Source organism: Halorubrum sp. B53, from assembly GCF_059752395.1.
In genome coordinates this window covers 356478-378109 of record NZ_MWTH01000006.1, presented here as the reverse complement: position 1 = coordinate 378109, position 21632 = coordinate 356478, and the positions used below count along the sequence as shown (strand labels likewise).

Annotated in this window: 17 protein-coding genes and 2 pseudogenes; 13 read left to right on the top strand and 6 right to left on the bottom strand. The window is 69.4% G+C overall.

The annotated features are described in order from the left end of the window. Positions 1–229: 229 nt before the first annotated feature. Positions 230–931: an HD domain-containing protein gene (locus B4V06_RS07140; RefSeq protein ID WP_123114793.1), complete on the top strand. Its 702-nt coding sequence runs from the start codon at positions 230–232 to the stop codon at positions 929–931. A 54-nt stretch (positions 932–985) separates the two neighbouring features. Here B4V06_RS07140 and B4V06_RS07135 read toward each other — a convergent pair whose 3' ends face one another. Further along, a complete protein-coding gene (locus tag B4V06_RS07135; RefSeq protein WP_123114792.1) occupies positions 986–1657 on the bottom strand; it encodes a TetR/AcrR family transcriptional regulator in 672 nt (223 codons plus the stop codon). A gap of 169 nt (positions 1658–1826) precedes the next feature. Between B4V06_RS07135 and B4V06_RS07130 the strand changes: the two genes are divergently transcribed. Next, positions 1827–3512, top strand: coding sequence for a COG1361 S-layer family protein (locus B4V06_RS07130; protein WP_498168636.1), 1686 nt, complete (start codon positions 1827–1829; stop codon positions 3510–3512). A 42-nt stretch (positions 3513–3554) separates the two neighbouring features. After that, a complete protein-coding gene (locus B4V06_RS07125; RefSeq protein WP_498168634.1) occupies positions 3555–6080 on the top strand; it encodes an efflux RND transporter permease subunit in 2526 nt (841 codons plus the stop codon). On the opposite strand, the gene B4V06_RS07120 is transcribed toward B4V06_RS07125, so the two are convergent. The 3 genes from B4V06_RS07120 to B4V06_RS07110 are packed head-to-tail and all read right to left on the bottom strand — an operon-like array spanning position 6077 to position 8987. After that, on the bottom strand, positions 6077–7132 hold the full coding sequence (locus B4V06_RS07120; protein WP_498168631.1) for a metal ABC transporter permease: 1056 nt from the start codon (positions 7130–7132) through the stop codon (positions 6077–6079). The two genes, B4V06_RS07125 and B4V06_RS07120, sit on opposite strands and share 4 nt — an antisense overlap. Further along, positions 7129–7917 carry a metal ABC transporter ATP-binding protein gene (locus B4V06_RS07115; RefSeq protein WP_123114789.1) on the bottom strand — a complete coding sequence of 263 codons (789 nt, stop codon included), beginning with the start codon at positions 7915–7917 and terminating at the stop codon, positions 7129–7131. Before B4V06_RS07115 ends, B4V06_RS07120 begins: the two co-directional genes overlap by 4 nt. Next, the gene (locus B4V06_RS07110) at positions 7914–8987 is read right to left on the bottom strand and encodes a metal ABC transporter substrate-binding protein (protein ID WP_498168628.1); all 1074 of its coding nucleotides are present in this window, start codon (positions 8985–8987) and stop codon (positions 7914–7916) included. Before B4V06_RS07110 ends, B4V06_RS07115 begins: the two co-directional genes overlap by 4 nt. A 296-nt stretch (positions 8988–9283) precedes the next feature. Here B4V06_RS07110 and B4V06_RS07105 point away from each other — a divergent pair, with 296 nt between their 5' ends. From B4V06_RS07105 to B4V06_RS07070, 8 genes and pseudogenes are all read left to right on the top strand, one after another. Continuing rightward, positions 9284–9529 carry a YhbY family RNA-binding protein gene (locus B4V06_RS07105; protein ID WP_123114787.1) on the top strand — a complete coding sequence of 82 codons (246 nt, stop codon included), beginning with the start codon at positions 9284–9286 and terminating at the stop codon, positions 9527–9529. Next, a complete protein-coding gene (locus B4V06_RS07100) occupies positions 9529–10422 on the top strand; it encodes a mechanosensitive ion channel family protein (protein ID WP_123114786.1) in 894 nt (297 codons plus the stop codon). The genes B4V06_RS07105 and B4V06_RS07100 overlap by 1 nt, the downstream gene beginning before the upstream one ends. 105 nt (positions 10423–10527) lie before the next feature. Next, positions 10528–11865: a Trk system potassium transporter TrkA gene (gene trkA, locus B4V06_RS07095; RefSeq protein WP_123114785.1), complete on the top strand. Its 1338-nt coding sequence runs from the start codon at positions 10528–10530 to the stop codon at positions 11863–11865. Between the two features lie 7 nt (positions 11866–11872). Beyond that, entirely contained in the window at positions 11873–13375 is a 1503-nt protein-coding gene (locus B4V06_RS07090) for a TrkH family potassium uptake protein (protein WP_123114784.1), read from the top strand. Between the two features lie 112 nt (positions 13376–13487). Further along, on the top strand, positions 13488–15026 hold the full coding sequence (locus B4V06_RS07085; protein ID WP_123114783.1) for a TrkH family potassium uptake protein: 1539 nt from the start codon (positions 13488–13490) through the stop codon (positions 15024–15026). A gap of 120 nt (positions 15027–15146) precedes the next feature. Continuing rightward, positions 15147–15587 (top strand): universal stress protein, encoded by a 441-nt coding sequence (locus B4V06_RS07080; RefSeq protein WP_123114782.1) that lies wholly within the window; start codon positions 15147–15149, stop codon positions 15585–15587. Then, the gene (locus B4V06_RS07075; RefSeq protein WP_123114781.1) at positions 15584–17953 is read left to right on the top strand and encodes an amino acid permease; all 2370 of its coding nucleotides are present in this window, start codon (positions 15584–15586) and stop codon (positions 17951–17953) included. The genes B4V06_RS07080 and B4V06_RS07075 overlap by 4 nt, the downstream gene beginning before the upstream one ends. Before the next feature lie 79 nt (positions 17954–18032). Continuing rightward, positions 18033–18881 (top strand): annotated as a pseudogene (locus tag B4V06_RS07070) (universal stress protein); the annotation flags it as partial. Positions 18882–18898: 17 nt separating this feature from the next. Here B4V06_RS07070 and B4V06_RS07065 read toward each other — a convergent pair. Beyond that, positions 18899–19252 carry a hypothetical protein gene (locus B4V06_RS07065; RefSeq protein WP_123114780.1) on the bottom strand — a complete coding sequence of 118 codons (354 nt, stop codon included), beginning with the start codon at positions 19250–19252 and terminating at the stop codon, positions 18899–18901. Positions 19253–19373: 121 nt separating this feature from the next. On the opposite strand from B4V06_RS07065, the gene B4V06_RS07060 reads away from it, so the two are divergent. Beyond that, positions 19374–21074: an acyl-CoA mutase large subunit family protein gene (locus B4V06_RS07060; RefSeq protein ID WP_498168623.1), complete on the top strand. Its 1701-nt coding sequence runs from the start codon at positions 19374–19376 to the stop codon at positions 21072–21074. Positions 21075–21125: 51 nt separating this feature from the next. On the opposite strand, the gene B4V06_RS07055 is transcribed toward B4V06_RS07060, so the two are convergent. Further along, a complete protein-coding gene (locus tag B4V06_RS07055) occupies positions 21126–21362 on the bottom strand; it encodes a DUF7999 family protein (protein ID WP_123114778.1) in 237 nt (78 codons plus the stop codon). A gap of 111 nt (positions 21363–21473) precedes the next feature. Here B4V06_RS07055 and B4V06_RS07050 point away from each other — a divergent pair. Next, positions 21474–21632, top strand: a pseudogene (locus B4V06_RS07050) (phosphopantothenate/pantothenate synthetase); the annotation flags it as partial.

The following is a 21632-nucleotide window of genomic DNA, read 5'->3' as shown; positions in this document are numbered from 1 at the left end:
TCTCGCCCGCCCTGTTTAAGAACCTCGTCGTTTCGACCGACCCGCGGCCCCGAGACGGCCCGCGACGCGCGAGACCGAGCGCGCGGCCGAGAACGGCGGACCCGCCGACGGTCTCGACCGGCGGCAGTCGGCGACCGCGCCCCGAACGCCGCGGATCGCCGCCCGTCGTAACGACTAAGAACGAAACGCTCCTCGGTTACGGTAATGAATCACGAGTTTTTCGCCCGAGGTGGTCCCCGTGGGCGTCGAGATTAAGGAAACGGAGGTGAGCGACGAGGACTTCGAGGAGATGAAAGGGTTTGTGAGAGATTACCTCGCGGCCAGCGTCGAGAGCGAGGAGGACGGCGGGCGGATGCGCTGGTACCCGTGGCACTCCGCGGACTACCGGTTCAACCACATCCTCAACGTCGTCGACCTCGCGACTGAGATCGCCGAGGCGGAGGGCGCCGACGTCGACGTCGTCCGGGTGGCCGCGGTGTTCCACGACGTGGCGAAGCTGGAGGCGGAGCAGGACGTGCACGCCGAGGCCGGCGCGCGCGTCGCCCGCGAGTACCTCCAGAGCCGCGGGGACTACCCCGAATCGTTCGTCGAGGAGGTGTGCGGAGCGGTCGTCGACCACTCGTACACGGGCGACCTGTCGAACGTGTCGCTGGAGAGCCGGTCGCTGATCGAGGCCGACGTGCTGGACAAGGTCGGCGCCAACGGCGCCGTGCTGATGCTGTTGCGGATGGGGTACGAGTCCCGCACGCACATGGACGCCGCGAAGATGGTCGACCGCGTGCTCCAACGCGCGCACGACCACACCGACCGCGTCGTCTCCGACACCGCCGAGAGCATCGCCCACCAGCGCATCAAGCGCGTGAAGTGGCTCCGCGAGTGGCTAGAAGAGGAGGTCAGCCGGATGAACGCCGAGGGCGTCACCGAGCGCTGACGGCGACGCTTCCAGTTTAAATACGCCCGTTTCGTCCCGACCACGGCCCCGGGCTCACGCCTCGACGTCGACTCGGGGGAGCATCGTATTTAAATATCGCCGGCCGCCGCGTCGGGTGTCGTCGACCCAGCCCCGGTCGCCGGTCGTCGCCCAGCGGAGCATCCCGCCGGTCGCGAGCGTCTGGAGCGTGGCCGCCACTTCGGCGGGGGTGACCCGGTCGGCGGCCTCGCCGCCGGTGTCAACGTCGCCCGCGTCGGCGGAATCCGCGTCCAGGTCGGCCGCGGCCTCGCGGACGGAGCGCTCGAGGAACCGCCCGAACACGCGGTCGCTGCGGTCGAAGTGGTCGCGGTAGGCGTCGTCGCTGGCGGCCTGCGCGCGGAGCTCCACGATGGCGGTCAGGAACCGCGCGTCCGGCGCGTGCTCGTCGTCGACCGACCCGGGGCGGATCGTCGCCGAGAGGTAGGCGTCGAGCCGCTCCCGGGGCGGGAGATCGAACTCGCCCGCCGACAGCGACGACTCGAACCCGTCGAGGAGGAACCCGAGCAGGTCGACCAGCAGCTCGTCTTTCCCGTCGTAGTGGTGGTAGACGAGCGACGGGCTCTTGTCGAACTCCTCGCCGATCCGGCTGATCGTGAGGTCGGCGTACCCGTGCTCGCAGAGCGCGCGGAACGCGGCCCCGAGGATGGCCTGCCGGGTGTCGGTCGGCTCCGCGAACGGGTCGTGCATGGGCGTCCTACCGCGGTCACCTACAAAACGGTCCTGATTGAACGTTCATTCAACACGCTTAACACGAGAGCGACCCACACGGTACTATGACTCGACGCGACGCGTTCGGCGGTCGGTCGTCGGCTCGGTGCCCTCCCGCGGCCGACGAGGACGGTGACGGAGGCGGGAGATGAGCCGGCTCGCCCGGATCGGCACGCTTGTTCTCGCGGCGGTCTCCGTCGCGGCCCTCGTCGGCGCCGCCGCGTTCGCCGGGGCCGCCGCGCCGACCGGACCCGCGGTCGACGGCGGCCAGACGGCGGCGGTCGGTCCGACCGCGGACGGCGGTATCGCCGCGCAGACGACGGAGCGACAGATCCGCGGGTCGCCAGCGCTCGAGCTGTTCGCCTCCCAGCGGACGGTCCCGAGCGGCGCCGAGTCGACGGTGACGCTCGACGTCCTCAACACCGGCGAGATGGAGTTCGGGAACCAGCTCGACCCCCGTGTGACGACCGCGCGCGGGCTCACGCTCGAGGTCGATGACGGCGACGTGCCGATCGAGTTCGACGGCGGCCGGACGGTCGTCGGCGACGTGCGGACCGACGCGAGCCCCGTGCAGGTCCCGCTGGACGTCACGGTCCCCGGCGACGTGCCGGACGGGAGGTACGAGGTCGAGGTGACGGCCCGCTACCGGTACACGTTCGAGATCATCCCGGAGTTCAACAACCACAAGGACACCCGCGGTACCGACCGCTTCGACGTGACCGTCGTCGTCGACGACGGCGCGCGGTTCGCGATCGTCGAGACCGACACCGACGCGCAGGTCGGTGGGGGCGGCGACGTGACCGCGACGCTCCGGAACGTCGGCGACGAGGTGGCCCGCGACGCGATCGTCACCGGGCGGTCGACCGGCAGCGCGGCGGTGGTCGGCGACGGGAGCGCCGACTCGTACGTCGGCGACTGGGCGCCCGGCGAGAACCGGACCGTGACGTTCGACTCGACGGTCTCGCCCGACTTCGGGAGCGGGGCGTACGCGCTCGTGACGTCGGTCGACTACCGGGACGCCGACGGGATCGACGAGACCTCGCCCTCGTCGCGGGCCGGGGTGGTGCCGATCGCCGAGCAGTCGTTCGCGATCGACGACGTGGACGGGACCCTCGAGGTCGGCTACTCCGGGACCGTCAGCGGGACGCTCACCAACGAGGGGCCGCTCGACGTCGACGACGCGGTGCTCCTCGTCGACCCGCAGAGCCAGCGGGTGACGGTGGGCGAGCGGCGGTACGCGCTTCCGACCGTCCCGGCCGGCGAATCGGTCGAGTTCTCCTTCGACGCCGACGTGAGCGGAAGCGCCGACCCCGGCCCGCGACAGTTCCGGTTCACCACCGAGTACACGAGCGGCGACTCGACGATCGCGGTCGAGGAGACCCAGCGGATCGAGGTCGCGCCGCGACAGCCGGAGTTCGATCTCGTCGCCGACAACGCGACCGTTCCGGCCGGCGAGACGCGGGAGGTGACCTTCGAGATCACCAATCAGCGCCCGGAGACGCTCTCGTCGATCAACGCCGGGCTGTACGCCGACAGCCCGCTCTCGGCCCCCAACGACGAGGCGTTCGTCGACGAGCTGGCGCCCGGCGAGTCGACGAAGATCGCCTTCGAGGTGGCCGCCGCGCCCGACGCGAGCGTCGAGACCCACCCCATCGAGTTGGACTTCCGCTACGACGACGAGCGCGGCAACGACCGGATCTCCGACGTCACGCAGTACCCGGTCGAGGTGACCGAGTCGACCGACGAGGGCGGGCTCCCCGTCGTCCCGCTCGCCGTCGGCCTCCTCGTCGTCGTCGCCGGCGCGGGAGCGGTCGTCCTCTACCGGCGGCGGTGACCGGATGGGCGACCACAGCGCCCGCGCGGATCTGATCGAGCGATGGGCCCGGAGCCGACGGAGGCGGCCGTGACCGCGGCCGACCGGCTCGTCGAGCGGGTCGACGCGCTCGTCACGGAGCGACCGGCGGCGGTGATCGCCGTCTTCCTCCTGATCAGCGTCGTCGCCGTCGGGGGGGTGGGGGGGATCACCACCTCGGCCGGCGCCGATCAGTTCACGCAGGACATCCCCGCCCAGCGCGCGCTCGACGACATCGACGAGGAGTTCGAGACGTCGATCGGCGGGTCGGCGACCTCCGCGCAGGTGATCGTCACCGACGACAACGTGCTCTCGCGGTCGACGCTGATCCGCGTCTTAGAGACCCAAGAGCGGCTGGAGTCGCGGTCGACGCTCCGGGTGGGCTCGACGACGAGCCACGCCGACGCGATCGCCCGCCGGCTCGACCCGACCGCGGAGACGCCGGGCGAGCGCCGCGACGCGGTCGCGGACGCGACGCCGAGCGAGCTGCGGGCGGCAATCGCCGACGCCGACGCGGCGGGCGCCGTCGCGGCGCAGGTGTCGGTGGACTACAACCCGACCGCCCAGGAGGCCGGGGCCGCCATCGTCGGGGTCACCTACGATCTGCCAGAGTCGGCGACGACGGCTCGGGTGACCGAGCTGCAGACGCGGAGCGTCGCGGTCGTCGACTCGGTGCCGGGGAACGACGCCGGCGAGAACGCGGTCCTCTTCGGCGACGGCGTCCTCCAGTCGGAGATCGCGGCGCTGCTGACCGACACCGCGATCATCGTCTTTCCCGCGGCGCTCCTGCTCATCCTCGGCTTCCTCGTGTTCGCCTACCGCGACCCGATCGACATGGCGATCGGGCTCGTCGCCCTCCTCATGTCGCTGCTGTGGACGTTCGGATTCATGGGGTACGCACGGATTCCGTTCTCCGACTCGCTCATCACCGTCTTCCCGCTGCTGCTGGCGGTCGGGATCGACTTCGGGATCCACATCGTCAACCGCTACCGGGAGGAGCGCGGGGAGGGGTTAGGGATCGAGGCCGCGATGCGGACCACGACCGATCAGCTGCTGATCGCCTTCCTGCTCGTCACGATCACCACCGTCTTCGGGCTCGCCTCGAACGTGGCCAGCCCCTTCGAGCCGAACCGCGACTTCGGGCTCGTCGCCGCGGCGGGGATCGTCTTCACCCTCGCGGTGTTCGGGGTGTTCCTCCCCGCCGCGAAGGTGCTCGTCGACCGCTGGCGCGAGCGGCTCCCGATCCCCGAGTTCGGGACGACCGCGCTCGGGTCGGGCGGGTCGCGGCTCGGGAGAGTGCTGCACGTCGGCGTCGACCTCTCGCGGATCGCCCCCGTGGCCGTCGTCGCCCTGCTGCTCGTCGGCGGGGCGGTCGGCGGCGCCTACGGGACCGGCGTGAACACCGAGTTCTCGGAGGAGGCGTTCTTCCCGGACGAAGAGCGGCTGGAGACGTACTCGAACCTGCCGGAGCCGCTGGCGCCGACGGAGTACACCTTCCTCCGCGTGCTCACGCTGTTCGAGGAGGAGTTCGAGCAGAGCTTCGTCGGGAGCGTGACGCTGTACGTCGACCAGTCCGTGCGCGACGACGACGCCCTGGAGCTGATCGACCGGACCACGCGCAACCCGCCGGACACCTTCGAGACGACCGACGAGCGCCGCGCCGCCTCCACGAGCGTCGTGACCGTCATCGAGGACCACGCGGAGCGAGACCCCGAGTTCGCCGCCTTGGTGGACCGCAACGACCGGCTCGGCACGGGCGTCCCGGACCGCGACGTCGACGAGGTGTACGACGCGCTGCTGGATTCGCCCGCCCGAGGCCAGGCGCGCGGATACCTCGCGGAGGACCGCGGGAGCGCGCGGATCGACTACACGATCCGCCCCGGCGTCGACAACTCCGAGGCGGTCGCGGACGTCCGCGAACTCGCCGAGCGAACCCCGCTCGAGGCGGTGCCGACGGGCGACCTCGTCGTCAACGAGGCCGTGATCGACCGGCTCACCGAGTCCGCGATCCGGAGCCTGATCGCCGCGTTCGCGCTCACCGCGGCCTTCCTCGCGCTGTCGTACGCCTACTTGGAGGGGAAGGCGGTCTACGGCCTCCTCAACCTCGTCCCCGTGCTCGTCACGGTCGGCCTGCTCGTGGGGTCGATGCGGCTGTTCGACATCCCGCTGACGCCGATCAACGCGCCGATCCTCTCGGTGTCGATCGGGCTCGGGGTGGATTACACCGTCCACTTCGTCCACCGCTTCGTCGACGAGTTCAAGGCCGGCCTCCCGGTCGACGAGGCGCTCGACGTCACCATCGCGGGCACGGGCGGCGCGCTCACCGGGAGCATGCTCACGACCGTCTGCGGGTTGGGCGTGCTCTGGCTCGCGGTGATCCCGCTCCTGCGGGACTTCGGCGTGCTGCTCGCGCTCGGCGTGCTGTACGCGTACCTCTGTTCGATCCTGCTGGTCCCGTCGCTGGTGGTCGTCTGGGACCGGTACGGGGACCGCGTCGGCCTCGGGCTCGACGGAAACCTCCGCGACGGGCCCTCGGAGCGGGCGGACTAGTCGCTCGTCGACCGCTCGGCGGCGTCGACACCGTCTGCCACGCTCTCGCCCACGCCCCCCGCCGGCTCGGCGCCATCGGCGCGCTCGGGGACCTCGTCGCCCGCGCGTCGCGACTGGACCTTCCCGGCGAGCACCGCGGCGATGTAGACGCCGACGGCGACGAGGACGATGGTGCCCCCGGCGGTCGTGTTGTAGTTGAACGAGAGCGTGATCCCGGCGACCACCGCGATCTGCGCCAGCACGACGGACGCCAGCAGCGCCTCACGGAATCCCCGAGCCAGCTGGGCGGCGGCCGCCACGGGGACGACGAGCATCGCCGCGACGAGGATGACGCCCATGATCTGCATCGCACCGACGACGACGAGGGCGGTCAGCGTCGTCATCAGGCGGTTGTACCAGGGAACGTTGATGCCGGCGACCCTGGCGGCCGTCTCGTCGAAGGTGACGTACAGCAGCTGCTTGTACGTGACCGTGACGACGAGCGCGACGATCGCGAAGAGAACGACCAGCAGGACGGCGTTCTCCCGCGAGACGGTCGAGAGGTTCCCGAACAGGTACTGGTTGATGCCGACCGCGAGCCCGCCGGTATTTAAGCTGATGAGGACCGCGCCGAGCGCGAACCCGGTCGAGAGCACGATCGCCATCGAGACGTCGTTGTACGCGTCGGTGGTCTCAGCGATCAGCTCGATCGCTAAGGCGGCGATCACGGCGACGATGACGGCGGTGACGTACGGCGAGATCCCCGTGCCGAGCACCGAGTTGACGAAGAGTCCGACGGCGACGCCCGCGAAGGCGGTGTGCGCGAGCGCGTCGCCGATGAGGGCGAGCTGCCGGTGGACGAGGAAGGTGCCGATCAGCGGCGCCATCACCGCGATGAGCGCGCCGACGAGGAACGCGTGGTGCATGAAGACGTACTCCAGCATGGCGATCCCGAGCCGGTCGCCGACCCACCCGAGCCCGTCGCTCCAGAGCCCGACGAGCCGCGAGAGGAGGTCGAAGGGGGCGGAGAGGAGCGGAACGAGCGCGACGGACGAGGAGACGGGCGGGATCACGTGACGATCCCTCCCTCTTCGAGCTGCACGTTCGTCCCGTAAGCGCGGGCGAGCGCGTCGCTCTCGGCGAACGCCGCCGGGTCGCCGTCGAAGTACACCTCGCGGTTGAGACAGACAACGCGCGAGGCGTGCTCGATGACGGCGCCGATGTCGTGTTCGACGAGCAGGACGGTGAGCCCGTCCGCGACGAGCCCGTCGAGGAGGTCGAAGAAGGCGTCGACCGACTCGGCGTCCACGCCGACGGTCGGCTCGTCCAGAACCAGCAGCTCCGCCTCGCCGGCGAGCGCACGGGCGATGTACGCCCGCTGACGCTGCCCGCCCGAGAGCGCGGTGATCTTCCGATCGGCGAGGTGCTCGATCCCGACCGTTTCCAGCGCGTCGCGGGCGCGGTCGCGGTCGGCGGCGGTCACGCGGCCGAAGCCGGCGTGCGGGAACCGCCCCATCAGGACGACTTCGGCCACCGTGATCGGCATCCGCTTCTCGTCTTCCGTCACGTCCTGGGCGACGTAGCCGACGCGCTCGCGCTCGGAGAACGCCCGGGCGGGATGACCGAGCAGCTCGGCCGACCCCGCGTCGGCCTCGTGGAGGCCCAAGATCAGGCGGAGCAGGGTGCTCTTGCCGGAGCCGTTCGGCCCGACGATCCCGACGTACTCGCCGCGGTCGACCCGTAGGTTCACGTCTTCGACGACCGGCGTCGCGGCGTAGCCGAACGTCAGCCCGCGGACGTCAACGAGGGGTTTCCCGTCGGTCGCGGCGGAGCGCTCGGCGGCGGTCGCCTCGCTCATGGCTCGAAGTTCCGGCCGTAGTCGGCGAACGTCACGTCCTCGAGATCCTCGACGCCGAGGAGGATCCGGAACGTCGGCAGGTTCACTTCGCGGGCGATCTCGAAGTAGCCCCAGCCGCGCTCGACCCACGACTCCGCCGTCCCGGCGTACGGCGTCACCGGGAAGTACGCCTCGACGTCGGTCTGTTCCAACAGCTGTCTCGCCGGGCGGATCGGCTCGAAGACGGCCGCGCCGATGTGGCGGATGTCGTTGGCGGCGATCGTGTCCTGCGCACGCTGCATGTCGGCCGGCCGGACGTCGTTGCTGGCCGCGAGGTTCACCACCAGCGGCTCGATCGTCGCGCCGTAGCGCTCCGAGACGTACTGGAACGCGTTGTGCGCGGCGAGGAACGCCACGTCGCGCTCGGCGGCGTCGAAGACGGCCGTCCACTCCTCGTCGAGCGCGTCGAGCTCCGCGTCGATCGCGTCGGCGTTCTCGCGAATGGTGGCCTCGTCGTCGGGAGCGACGCTCGCGAGCCCGTCGGCGATGTTCGCGACCGCGACCTTCGCGCGCTGCGGGTCGAGCCAGAAGTGCGGGTCCTTCGCGTCCTCGACTGCCTCGTCCTCGGTCAGCGAGTCGGCGAGGTCCAGGAGCTCGACGCCGGCGCGGGCGTTGATAAGCGCCGTCTCCGTCGTCTCCGCTTCCAGCGTGTCGATCGCACGGTCGACCCACGGCTGGAAGTCGGGGCCGACGTGGACGAGGGCGTCGGCGTCGGTGATCCGACGCTGGATCGACGGGTCCGGCTCCCAGCCGTGGCCGTGGAGCCCGGTCGGAACCAGGTTCTCGACGTTCAGGGCCGTTCCCTCGGCGAGCGTGTCAGCGAAGTCGTAGAAGGTGAAGAACGAGGCCACGATCGTGTACTCGCCGTCGTCGGTGCCGGTGTCGCTGCCCGCCGAATTCGCTCCGTCGGACCCGCCGGGCTCGGCCGCGTTCCCCGTGCAACCGGCGAGACCTCCCGCGAGGACGCCGGCGCCGATGCCGGCGAACCGCCGTCGGGAGAGGACCGCCGCTTCGTTCGTGTCGTTGCTCATTACCGGTTGTTTGACGGGGGCAATATAATACACTTTGGGTCTAAGAAAAAAATTAGACTAGTCTAATTCCCCGCTGATAGGGGATAACTTGGCGGCCGACACCGGCGCGCGGGACGGGGAACGTCGGCCGCGAGCCCCCCGCAGCCGTCACGTTTGAGCGCCGCAAACACGGTCGTCGGCCTCGAACGCTCCCGCCGACCGCGACCACCCCCGCGACCGCGACCACCCCCGCGACCGCGACCACCCCCGCGACCGCGAACCTCAAGCTTCAACTGCCGCGACCGTGTGAACGACGTATGAGCGATCAACAGCTTCGCAAGGAAGCGCACGACCTCGACGTCACCGTCTGGGTCGGGAAGAAGGGGGTCGACGCCGTCGTCGACGAGACGGCCGACCAGCTCGACGACGCCAAGCTCGTGAAGGTGAAGTTCCTCCGGGCTGCCCGGGGCGGGACCACGACCGACGAGCTCGCCGCCGAGTTGGCCGACGCCGTCGGCGCCGACCTCGTGGAGACGCGCGGGAACACGGCGGTACTCCACTGATGAGCGCCGCCGCCGACGGAGCGGGAGTGGTCGCCGTCGCGGGGACGCTGGAGCCGTTCCTCGGCCCGCTGACCGGGATCGTCATCGACGCCGCGATCTTCCTCGCCGTCGTCGTCGCGACGTACGTTGTTTATAAGGCCGTCATCGCGCCGCTCGTCGGTCGGCTGTTCGACAGGCAGGGGCTCGACGAGCACGCGCGGCGCCCCCTCCAGAAGATCGTCGCGTTCCTCGTGCTGTTCGCGGGCGTCACCGTCGCGTTCGGCGCGGCGGGCTATCAGGGGTTCCTGCGTTCGCTGGCGACCATCGCCGCGGCGGCGACGCTCGCGATCGGCTTCGCGCTCCAAGACGTGATCAAGAACTTCGTCGCGGGCGTCTTCATTTACACCGACAAGCCGTTCCGCATCGGTGACTGGATCGAGTGGCAGGGGAACTCGGGGGTCGTGGAGGACATCTCCTTCCGAGTCACCCGCGTGCGCACGTTCGACAACGAGCTGCTCACGGTGCCGAACGCCGTGCTCACCGGCGACGTGGTGAAGAACCCGGTCGCGAAGAAGACGCTGCGCCTGAAGTTCGTCTTCGGGATCGACTACGAGGACGACGTCGAGAAGGCGACCGACATCATCGTCGAGGAGGCAGAGAAGAGCGACGCCATCCTCGACGACCCCGCGCCGTCGGTCCGGCTGACCGAACTGGCCGACTCATACGTTGGTCTGCAGTCGCGGATCTGGATCGACGACCCGTCGCGGGCCGACTTCGTGAAGGCACGCGCCGACTACGTGAAGGCGGTCAAGAAGCGCTTCGACGAGGAGGACATCTCGATCCCGTTCCCGCAGCGGACCGTCTCAGGGCGGAACGAGTGGACGGACCCCTCGTCGTTCGGCGGCGCGGCGTAGGCGCCCGGCCGAGCGCCGGTGGCGGCTCTCGGACGCTCCGCCCGGCGGGGCTCCCCCCGGCGCCCGATAGTAACGAACTTGAGGGTCCGGTAACTCGTTTGGCCCATGCATGTGGTCGTCATCGGGGCCGGCGAGGTCGGGACGAGCATCGCCGCGAGCCTCGCGTCGGACCACGAGGTCGTCGTCGTGGACGTCGACCCCGACCGCGCGGAACAGCTCAAGTACGAACTCGACGTGCTCACTATCGCCGGCGACGGCACGACCTCCGAGATCCAGACGGCGGCGGAAGTCGGCCGCGCGGACATGGTCATCGCCTGCACCGACAACGACCAGACGAACCTCGTCGCCTGCGGCGCCGCGAAGACGCTGGGCGACGGGTTCACCATCGCCCGCGTGAAGAGCACGGACTTCCTCCGGACGTGGGAGGGCAGCGAAGGCGCCTTCGGCGTCGATTTTATGGTGTGTACGGACCTGTTGACCGCGGAGAACATCGTCCGCGTCATCGGGCTCCCGGCCGCGATCGACGTCGACCCGTTCGCGAGCGGGCTGGTCCAGATGGCCGAGTTCGAGATCGCCGAGGAGAGCCCCGTGGCCGGGCAGACCGTCTCCGAGGCCGACCGCTTCGAGTCGCTCACGTTCGTCGGGCTGTTCCGCGACGGAGAGATGACGATCCCGCGGGGCGACACCGACATCAGGGTCGGCGACCGCGCGGTGGTCATCGGGAGCCCCGAGAGCGTCCAGGCGTTCGCGACCGACGTGGCGCCGGAGACCACGCCCGATCACGCCGACGAGATCGTCGTGGTCGGCGGCAGCGAGATCGGGTATCAGACCGCCAGACTGCTGGAGGAGCGCGACTTCAAGCCGCGGCTGATCGAGCGGGACCCCGACCGCGCGCGGTGGCTCGCGGAGAACCTCCCGAACACCGTCGTCATGGAACACGACGCGACCGACACCGAGTTTCTCAGCCGCGAGCACGTCGACGAGGCGGACATCGTCGTCACCGCGCTGCGCTCGGACGAGAAGAACCTGCTCATCTCCGTGCTCGCCAAGCGGCTCGGCGTCGAGCGCGTGATCGCGGTCGTCGACAGCCCCGACTACGTCACCGTCTTCGAGGAGATCGGGATCGACATCGCGATCAATCCGCGGACCGTGACCGCCGAAGAGATCACGCGGTTCACCTACGAGAGCGTCGCGGAGAACATCGCCGTGCTGGAGAACGACCAGGCGGAGGTCCTCGAACTGGAGCTCACCGAGGGGTGCGGGCTCACCGGCCGACCGATCTCGGAGCTCGTCGCCGACAGCGACGCGCGGTTCGTCATCGGCGCGATCACTCGGGACAACGAGCTCGTCACGCCGCGGGGCGACACCGTTCTCCGGCCGGGCGACCACGTCATCCTGTTCGTGGAGTCCGACTCGGTGAGCGCGATCACCTCGATGGCGTGAGTTTCCCGTGACCAGCAATATCCGGGTCGGCTGGCGGGCGAGCGTCGGGCTCACCGGCGACGTCCTCGCGGCCCTCCCGGTCCCGCTCGCGTTCCCGCTGCTGATCGCCCTCTACTACGGCGAGTCGCCGCTGCCGTTCGTCGCCGCGATCGCCGTCTCGCTCGCGCTCGGCGCGGCGTTCCGGTCGGTGCAGGACCCGGCGGAGGACCTCGGGCCCCGCGAGGCGTTCCTCGCCGTGGCGCTGATCTGGTTCCTCGTCGCCGCGGTCGGCGCGGTCCCGTTCGTCGTCGCGGGCGTCGGTACGATCGCGCACCCGGTGAACGCGATGTTCGAGGCGATGAGCGGGCTGACGACGACCGGCGCGACGGTCCTCCGAGACTTCTCGCTCCACTCGAAGTCCGTGCTGATGTGGCGGCAGGTGATCCAGTGGCTCGGGGGCCTCGGAATCCTCATCCTCGCGACCGCGGTGCTCTCCGAGATCGGCGTCGGTGGGGCCCAGCTCATGGAGTCGGAGTCGCAGACGCAGGACGTGAACAAGCTCACGCCGAAGATCTCGCAGACCGCACAGCTCATCTGGGGCATCTACTTCGGGCTCACGGGACTCGCGATCGCCGTCTACTTCCTGCTCGGGCTCGCCGTCGACCCGCAGATGGACCTGTACAACGCGATCGCCCACGCGTTCACGTCGGTGGCGACCGCGGGCTTCTCGCCGGAGCCGGACTCCGTCGGCGCGTTCCACCCGCTCATCCAGTGGGCGGTCGTCCCGTTCATGGTGATCGGCTCGACCAGCTTCGTGCTCATCTACTTCGCCATCAACGGCGAGCCGATGCGGCTGTTGAAAAACGAGGAGTTTCACTTCTATCTCGGCGCGATGGGAACGCTCGCGTCGATCGTCGCCGTCGGCCTGTTCCTCGATCCCGGCATCACGTTCGGCGCCGAGGGGACGATCCGCCACGCCGTGTTCAACGTCGCCTCCATCGTGACGACGACGGGGTACGCCAGCACCGACTACGTGCTGTGGGCGCCCGCCGCGAAGCACATGCTGTTCATGGGGATGTTCATCGGCGGGATGGTGGGGTCGACCACCTGCTCGATCAAGTCGCTCCGGTGGCTGGTCGCGCTGAAGTCGTTCCGCCGGAACCTCTACACCGCGATCCACCCCGAGGCGGTGCGACCGGTTCGGATCTCGGGGAAAACGGTGGACGAGGGGGCGATCCGCGACATCTACGCGTACCTCCTCCTCAGCATCGTGATCTTCTTTCTGCTCGCCATCGTCATCGTCGTCGACGCGGAGCGAGGGAACGCCCCCGTGACGGAGTTCGAGGCGCTCGGCGCCGCGGCGACGACCTTCCTCAACATCGGGCCGGCGTTCGGCGCGGCCGGTCCGTACGGGACGTTCGCGACGTTCCCGATGAGCACGCGGGCCGTGATGGTCGTCCTGATGTGGATCGGACGGATCGAGATCATCCCCGTGCTCGTCCTGTTCACGAAGGCGTTCTGGACGTCATGACGGACGCGAGATCGGGAGTGAATGACCGCTCGTCGCCGGCCGGTCCGGCTATCGACGGCTTCTTTGCGCGCGGGAAGGCTACGACTGGTATCGGTATTATTAGGGGGCACCCGTGACGCGAACGACGGTCAACACGCGAGCGACACTGAGCTACACCGGGAGCGTCGTCAAATACCTCTCGGCGTCGATGAGCGTCCCGCTCGTCGTGGCGCTGATCTACGGGGAGGACGCGGTCGCGTTCGCGGTCTCGCTGGCGCTCGGCGTCGCGATCGGCGCGGGCATGGAACGGCTCGACGACGAGCCGGATCTCGGACCGCGGGACGCGCTGGCGGTCGTCTCGCTCGCGTGGCTCATGGCCGCGGTCGTCGGCGCGATCCCGTACGTCATCGCCGGATACGGAACCGCCTCGGCGCTCGGGCACCCCGTGAACGCGCTGTTCGAGTCGATGAGCGGATTCACCACGACCGGCGCGACGGCGACCGCGGAGATCAGCTTCGAGCGGCACTCGCACGCCGTGTTGATGTGGCGGCAGCTCACGCAGTGGCTCGGCGGGATGGGGATCATCGTGCTGATGGTCGCGATCCTCCCGCAGCTGGCGGTCAACGGCGCGGAGCTGATGAAATCGGAGGCGCCTGGGCCGGGGCTCCAGAAGCTCACGCCGCGGATCGCCGAGACGGCGCGGGCGCTCTGGCTGATCTACGCCGGATTCACGGCCGCGCTGATCGCGATCCTGTTCGGACTCGGGCTCACGCCGCTCGCGCCGAACATGGACCTGTACAACGCGATCGCGCACGGCTTCTCGACGCTCCCGACCGGCGGCTTCTCGCCGCAGGCGGAGAGCATCGCGGCGTTCTCGCCCGTGGTCCAGTGGGTGTTCGTCCCCTTCATGGTGATCGCCGGAGTGAACTTCGCGCTGTTCTGGTTCGTGCTCCGCGACGACCCGACGCGGATGTTCGAGAACACCGAGTTCCGCATGTACCTCGGGCTGGTGACCGGGTTCGCGGCGGTGCTCGCGGTCGGTCTGTTTTACGGCGGGGCCCCCGCGACCGAGATCGGCGGGATCACCGAGGGCGTCACGGAGAACGCGCTCAGACAGGGGGTCTTTCAGATCGCCTCGCTGCTGAACTCGACCGGGTTCGCGACCGCGGACTTCGCGCAGTGGGACACCCACACGCAGTTCCTCCTGCTGTTCGCGATGTTTCTCGGCGGCTCGGCGGGTTCGACCGGCGGCGGGATCAAGATCATCCGGTGGCTCATCCTGTTGAAGACGCTTCGCCGGGAGCTGTACACGACGGCGAACCCCGACGTCGTCCGACCGGTACGGCTCGGCGGCGAGGTCGTCGACGAAGACGTGATCCGCGGTATCTTGGTGTTCACGCTGCTGTACTTTCTGCTGTTCGCGCTCGCGGCCGTGTTCATCGAGATCGACACGGCGCGGGTCGGAGAAGCGCTCACCGGGACGGAGGCGTTCGCGGCCTCGCTGGCGACGATCGGGAACATCGGGCCGGGGCTCGGGCCGCTCGGCCCCTTCGGGAGCTACGAGTTCCTGCCGAACACGACGAAGCTGTTGATGATCGGGCTGATGTGGATCGGTCGGCTGGAGATCGTCCCCGTGCTCGCGCTGTTCGTCGCCGGAATCGACGAGCGCTGACTGTCCGCGTTCGAGAACACCAGCGACGCGCTCTAACCGCGGGAGACGTGACTTGGACTCATCTAACGGCTCGGCGTCTGAGAGCGTATCTTCTTAACTGGCGAGGCTATGAGTGTTGGTATGACGAGCACTAACCAACCGGAGGAACGGGACCTGCTCGACCACGTTCTCCTGCCGGTCGCCCACGAGGAGGACGCGCTGGCGACGGCGCGCGCGCTCGAACCCTATCGACCGGAGCGCGTGACCGCCCTCCACGTCGTCGAGAAGGGCGGCGGCACTCCCGACAAGTCGCCGGTCGAACAGTCCGAGGAGCTCGCGGCCGAGTCGTACGCCGCGGTCCGAACGGTGTTCCCCGACGCCGACGACCACACCGCGTACGCCCGCGACGTCGTGGAAGCCATCTTCGACGCCGTCGACGAGGTCGGCGCGAGCGCCATCGCCTACCGCTCGCGGGACGGCAACCGCCTGCTGCAGTTCCTCTCCGGCGACCTCTCGCTCAAGCTCGTGACGAAGTCGCACGTACCCGTAATCGCGCTCCCGCGCGAGGGATCGACCGAATGAGCGACGAGGAGCTGGCAAAGGACCTCGGCCCCCTCGCCGCGCTCACGATCGGGATCGGGACGATGATCGGGGCCGGGATCTTCGTCCTCCCCGGTACCGCGGTCGCGCGGGCCGGGCCGCTCGCGGCGGCCACGTTCGTCCTCGGCGGCGTCATCGCCCTGTTCACGGCGCTGTCCGCCTCCGAGCTCGGGACGGCGATGCCGAAGTCCGGCGGCGCGTACTTCTACGTCAACCGGGCGCTCGGACCCATGTTCGGCTCCGTCGCCGGGTGGGCGAACTGGCTGGGGCTCGCGTTCGCCTCCGCGTTCTACATGTACGGCTTCGGCGAGTACGTCAACGCGCTCGTCGGACTCGGAGCGGTCGGGCTCGGTCCGGTGACGTTAGAGGCCGCACAGGTGATCGGGCTCGCCGGCGCGCTGCTTTTCATCGCGGTCAACTACTTCGGCGCGAAGGAGACGGGCGGGCTCCAGATCGTCATCGTCATGTCGCTACTGGGTATCCTCGCCGTCTTCACCGTCGTCGGCCTGCTGAACGCCGATATGGAGTCGCTGCGGCCGATCGCGCCGCCGGGGACGACGAGCCAGGTGCTCCCGGTGACGGGAATCATCTTCGTCTCGTACCTGGGATTCGTCCAGATCACTTCGGTCGCCGAGGAGATCAAGAACCCCGGGCGGAACCTCCCGCTCGCGGTGCTCGGCTCCGTCGTGATCGTCACGGTCGTCTACGCGCTGTTCCTGGTCGTGCTGCTCGCGGCCGTGCCGAACGAGCTCGTCGCGAACAACGAGACCGCGGTGGTCGACGCCGCCCGTCTCCTGTTCGGTCAGTACGAGGTGTTCGGCTTCTCGCTCGGCGCCGTCGGCGCCGGGATGCTGCTGATCGGCGGGCTGCTCGCGACCGCGTCGTCGGCGAACGCGTCGATCCTCTCGTCGTCGCGGATCAACTTCGCGATGGGCCGCGAGAAGATCGTCACCCCGAAGCTCAACGAGATCCACGATCGCTTCGGCACCCCGTACAAGTCGATCGCGCTCACCGGCGCGCTCATCCTCGTGTTCCTCGTCGCCGGGGGCGTGGAGTCGCTGTCGACGATGGGCTCCGTCCTCCACCTCATCGTCTACGGCCTGCTCAACATCGCGCTCATCGTGATGCGCGAGTCGGGGGTCGAGGGGTACGACCCCGACTTCGAGGTCCCCTTCTACCCGTTCGTCCCGATCATCGGAACGCTGTCGTCGTTCGCGCTGATCGTCTACATCGAGCCGACGATCATCCTGATCTCGTTCGGCCTCGTCGCCTTCGCCCTGCTCTGGTACCTGCTGTACGCCCGCCGGAAGGTGGAGGCGCGCGGCGTGTTGGGGGCGTGGATCCTCGACCGCTCCGACGAGCTGCCGAAGGCCGCCGTGTCGGCGGCCACGTCAGTCCAGCCGAGCGGCGACGACTACCGCGTGATGGTGCCGCTCGCGAACCCCGCGACGGAGGAGCACCTGATCACGCTCGCGTCGGCCATCGCCAAGCAGCGGGACGGGACGGTCGTCGCGGTCAACATCGCGAACGTCCCCGACCAGACGTCGCTTGAGGCCGCCCGCGACCGCGGCGCCCACGAGGCGGCGCACGACCTGCTGGACAAGGCCCGCGACGACGCCGAGACGTTCGGCGTCGACGTGGAGACGCACGTCGTGCTCTCGCACCGCGTGTTCGAGGAGGTGTTCGACGCCGCCCGGACCTACGGCGCCGACATCACGGTGATGGGGTGGGGCGAGGACTCTCACGGATCACCGGGGCGCGCGGAGACGGCGGTCGACGAGCTCGCCCACTCGCTCCCGTCCGACTTCCTCGTGTTCCGCGACCGCGGGTTCGACCCCTCGCGGATCCTCGTGCCGACCGCCGGCGGCCCGGCCTCGGACCTCTCCGGGGCGGTCGCCAAGATGCTCCAGACGGAGTTCGACGGCGAGGTCACCCTGCTGCACGTCGCCGACGACGAGGCGGCCGGCCGGCGGTTCCTCATGGGGTGGGCCGCCGAGCACGACCTCGCGGACGCGACGCTCCGCGTCGAGAGCGGCGACATCGAGGAATCCATCGAGCGCGAAGCACGGGACGCGACGATGCTGATCATCGGCGCGACCCAGAAAGGGCTGCTCTCGCGACTCGTGAGCGGCTCGCTCGTGTTACAGGTTCTCGAGGACGTCGAGTGCTCGGTACTGCTCGCCGAGAAGCGCGACGAGCGGGGGCTCCGAGCGCGGCTGTTCGGAAGCGGCGCCCGGGAGAACGCCCCGGGCGACGTCGACGCCCCCGAGGCGGACGACGCCACCGCCGAGGCGCGAGGCGACGGCGGGGTCGGGCGGGCGGAAGCGGACGAGCAGACGGCGGAATAGGGAACGAAGAGATGAACGAACCGAACGAGCGAGCGAACGGACGGCCACCGAGGAGATAGGGACCGTGTTCGAGACGACGAACGGGTCCGGAGACGAGGGCCCGACGGTCATGGTCGCGGTGTCGAACCCGCGCACGGAGAGCGCGCTCGTCACGCTCGCGGGCGCGATCGCCCGGCACGAGGGCGGTCGCGTGCTCGCGACGCACGTCGTCACGGTCCCGGACCAGACGTCGCTGGAGAAGGCCGCCGAGAACCGCACCGGTCTCGACGAGTCCTCCGAGGAGCTGCTGGCCGCCGCGGCCGCCGACGCCGAGGCGTTCGACGTGCCGATCGAGACGAAGACGATCCTCTCGCACCGCGGGATCGAGGAGGTGTTCGACGCCGCGCGGACGAACGACGCCGACACCGTCGTGATGGGCTACGGCGGGACCCGGTTCGCCGGCGGGCGCGTCGAGGGGTCGCTGGACGAGGTCGCTCGCGACCTCCCGTGCGACTTCCTCGTCTTGGACGGCCGCCGGCTGGATCCATCCGACGTGCTCGTGCCGACCGCCGGCGGCCCCTCCTCCGACCTCTCCGCGGAGGTCGCGGCGGCCCTCCGGAACGTTTCCGACGCTGACCTCACGTTGCTGCACGTCGTCGAGCCGGGGGACGAGGCGGCCGGCCGGGAGTTCCTCGCCGACTGGGCGGCCGGACACGACCTCGGCGACGCGGAACTGCGCGTCGAGACGGGCGACGTCGAGGAGACGCTCGGTCGCGTCGGCGAGGAGTACGACCTCGTGATCGTCGGCGCGACCGAGCGCGGGCTCCTCTCGCGTATCGTTCGGGGGTCGCTGGCATACGAGGCGATCGAAACCCTCGACACGCCGGTGTTGCTCGCGGAGCGCCCCTCGTCTCGGTCGCTTCGTGAACGGTTGTTCGGTCGGCGCTGAGACCGGACGACGGCCGTTTATTTCTCGGTCCGCACCGACCCCATGAACGACCAGTGCGCCTTCCGGCTCCCGTCGGGCTGGAGCTCCTCCGTGACGTGGTAGAGGTAGGGGCCGTGCGGACAGTCGTCGCAGCCCTCCGCACAGGAGTACTCCTTCACGACCTCGGTGTAGCCGTCGTGTTCGGTGACCCGCAGGATGTCGTCGCCGGCCGCCGCGTCGACCGGGAGCTCCGTCTCCTCGTGGTAGTGCAGCAGCTCCTGCGCGTGGACGATCGCCTTCCGGAGCTCCTCCGGCGTGCAGTCGGTCAGCTGCTCGACGAGCTTCGGCGGTAATCCTTCGGGCGGGGTCGGCCGTTGCGAGCCGTCGGTCATGGGCGGATATCGATTCCGAACCCACATAACAGTCGGTGCGGCTTCTGGGCGGGGGCGAATCCGCCGGCCGCCTTTTAAAATATAATGAATATTTATACGAGTCCGGCGGGTAGCGGTCGGCATGTACGACGACGAGGAGCTCTCCGAGATCCGCGAGGCCCACGCCGAGTGGGAGGCGGAGACGCTCGACCCGACCCTCGACCGACGCGGCGAGCGCCGCGACCGGTTCGCCACGGTGTCGAACCACGAGGTCGATCGCCTGTATACCCCCGCCGACGTGGCCGACCTCGATTACGGCGAGGACCTCGGCTTCCCCGGCGAGGAGCCGTACACGCGCGGCGTCTACCCGACGATGTACCGCGGACGGACGTGGACGATGCGGCAGTTCGCCGGCTTCGGCACCGCCGAGGAGACGAACGAGCGGTTCCACTACCTCATCGACGAGGGGCAGACCGGGCTCTCGACCGCCTTCGACATGCCGTCGCTGATGGGGCTCGACTCCGACGACCCCATGTCGCTCGGCGAGGTCGGCAAGGAGGGCGTCGCCGTCGACACGCTCCGCGACATGGAGGTGCTGTTCGACGGCATCGACGTGAGCGAGGTGTCCACCTCCTTCACGATCAACCCGAGCGCGCCCGTGATCTACGCGATGTACGTCGCCATCGCGGATCAGCAGGGCGTGCCGCGCGAGGAGCTCCGGGGCACCCTCCAGAACGACATGCTCAAGGAGTTCATCGCGCAGAAGGAGTGGGTGATCCCCCCGGAGCCCTCGCTCGACCTCGTCACCGACACGATCGAGTTCGCGGTCGACGAAACCCCCAAATTCAAGCCCATCTCGGTATCGGGGTACCACATCCGCGAGGCGGGCTCGACCGCGGTCCAGGAGCTCGCGTTCACGCTCGCCGACGGGTTCGCGTACGTCGAGGCGTGTCTCGACCGCGGGCTCGACGTCGACGAGTTCGCCCCGCAGCTCTCCTTCTTCTTCAACTCGCACAACTCGATCTTCGAGGAGGTGGCGAAGTTCCGCGCCGCCCGCCGGATCTACGCGCGGGTGATGGACGAGTGGTACGACGCCGAGGCCGACGCCTCGAAGCAACTGAAGTTCCACACCCAGACCGCGGGGCAGTCGCTGACGGCCCAGCAGCCCTTAAATAACGTCGTCCGCGTCACGCTCCAGGCGCTGGCGGGCGTGCTCGGCGGCACCCAGAGCCTCCACACCAACTCCTTCGACGAGGCGCTGGCGCTCCCCTCCGAGCAGGCCGTCCGGGTCGCGCTCCGCACCCAGCAGATCATCGCCGAGGAGTCGGGCGCGGCCGACATCGTCGACCCGCTCGGCGGCTCCTTCGCGGTCGAGGCGCTCACGGACGAGGTGGAGGCGGAGGCGACGGCGTACATCGAGGAGATCCGGGAGATGGGCGACGGATCGGTCCGGGACGGCGTGCTCCGCGGGATCGAGCAGGGGTACTTCCACCGCGAGATCCAGCAGGCGTCCTACGAGTACCAAGAGCGGGTCGATTCGGGAGAGGAGACCGTCGTCGGCGTCAACGCCTACCAGGTCGAGGCGGACACGGAGCCCGACCTGCTCCACATCGACGAGACGACCCGGGAGCGCCAGCTCGACCGGCTGGAGTCGGTGAAGGCGGAGCGCGACGACGACGCGGTCGAGGCGGCCCTCGACGACCTGCGCGACGCGGTCGACGCCGGCGAGAACGTGATGCCCGCGATCGTCGCGGCGGTGAAGGCGTACGCGACGATGGGCGAGATCATGGACGTGTTCGAGGCGGAGCACGGGACGTACCGCGAACGGATCGGCGTGGCCTGAGCGAGGCGTATAAAAACCCGGGGACGACGTAACGGACGGACCGCCCGCGCGTTACGCCGGATCGACCGGCCGGGCGGACTCCGCGCACCACGCGTTGCCCCGGCGGCCGGCCCGCCGGAGATCGAGCTCGACGACCGACCCGGCGTCGAGCGCCGACAGCTCGTCTTCCACGTCGGGATCGTCGTACTCGACGACGTACAGCGTCCCGTTGCGTGGGTATTCACGGAGCGTGATCGCCCCGTGGTCGTTGCACGCGTCGACGATCGTGTACTTGCCAGTGCGGTCCATCCCGTGTGACGCTACGAAGTGGCCCATGTTAACGTTTGTGCGTCCTGGTGTCGGGGTCGCACACGGCGCCGCGAACGGTCCACTTTAATCGGCGCGCCGCCTCGCTCGGGTATGACGGAGACGGAGGTCCCCGAGGACCACCCGCGGTACGCCTCGCTCGTGACGCGCCACCGGATCGAGGCGGGCGTCGAGAAGGGGATCACCTCGAGGCAGGGGCTCATCGCGCAGGGGCGCGCCGAGGCCTTCGACTACCTCCTCGGCGAGCGGACG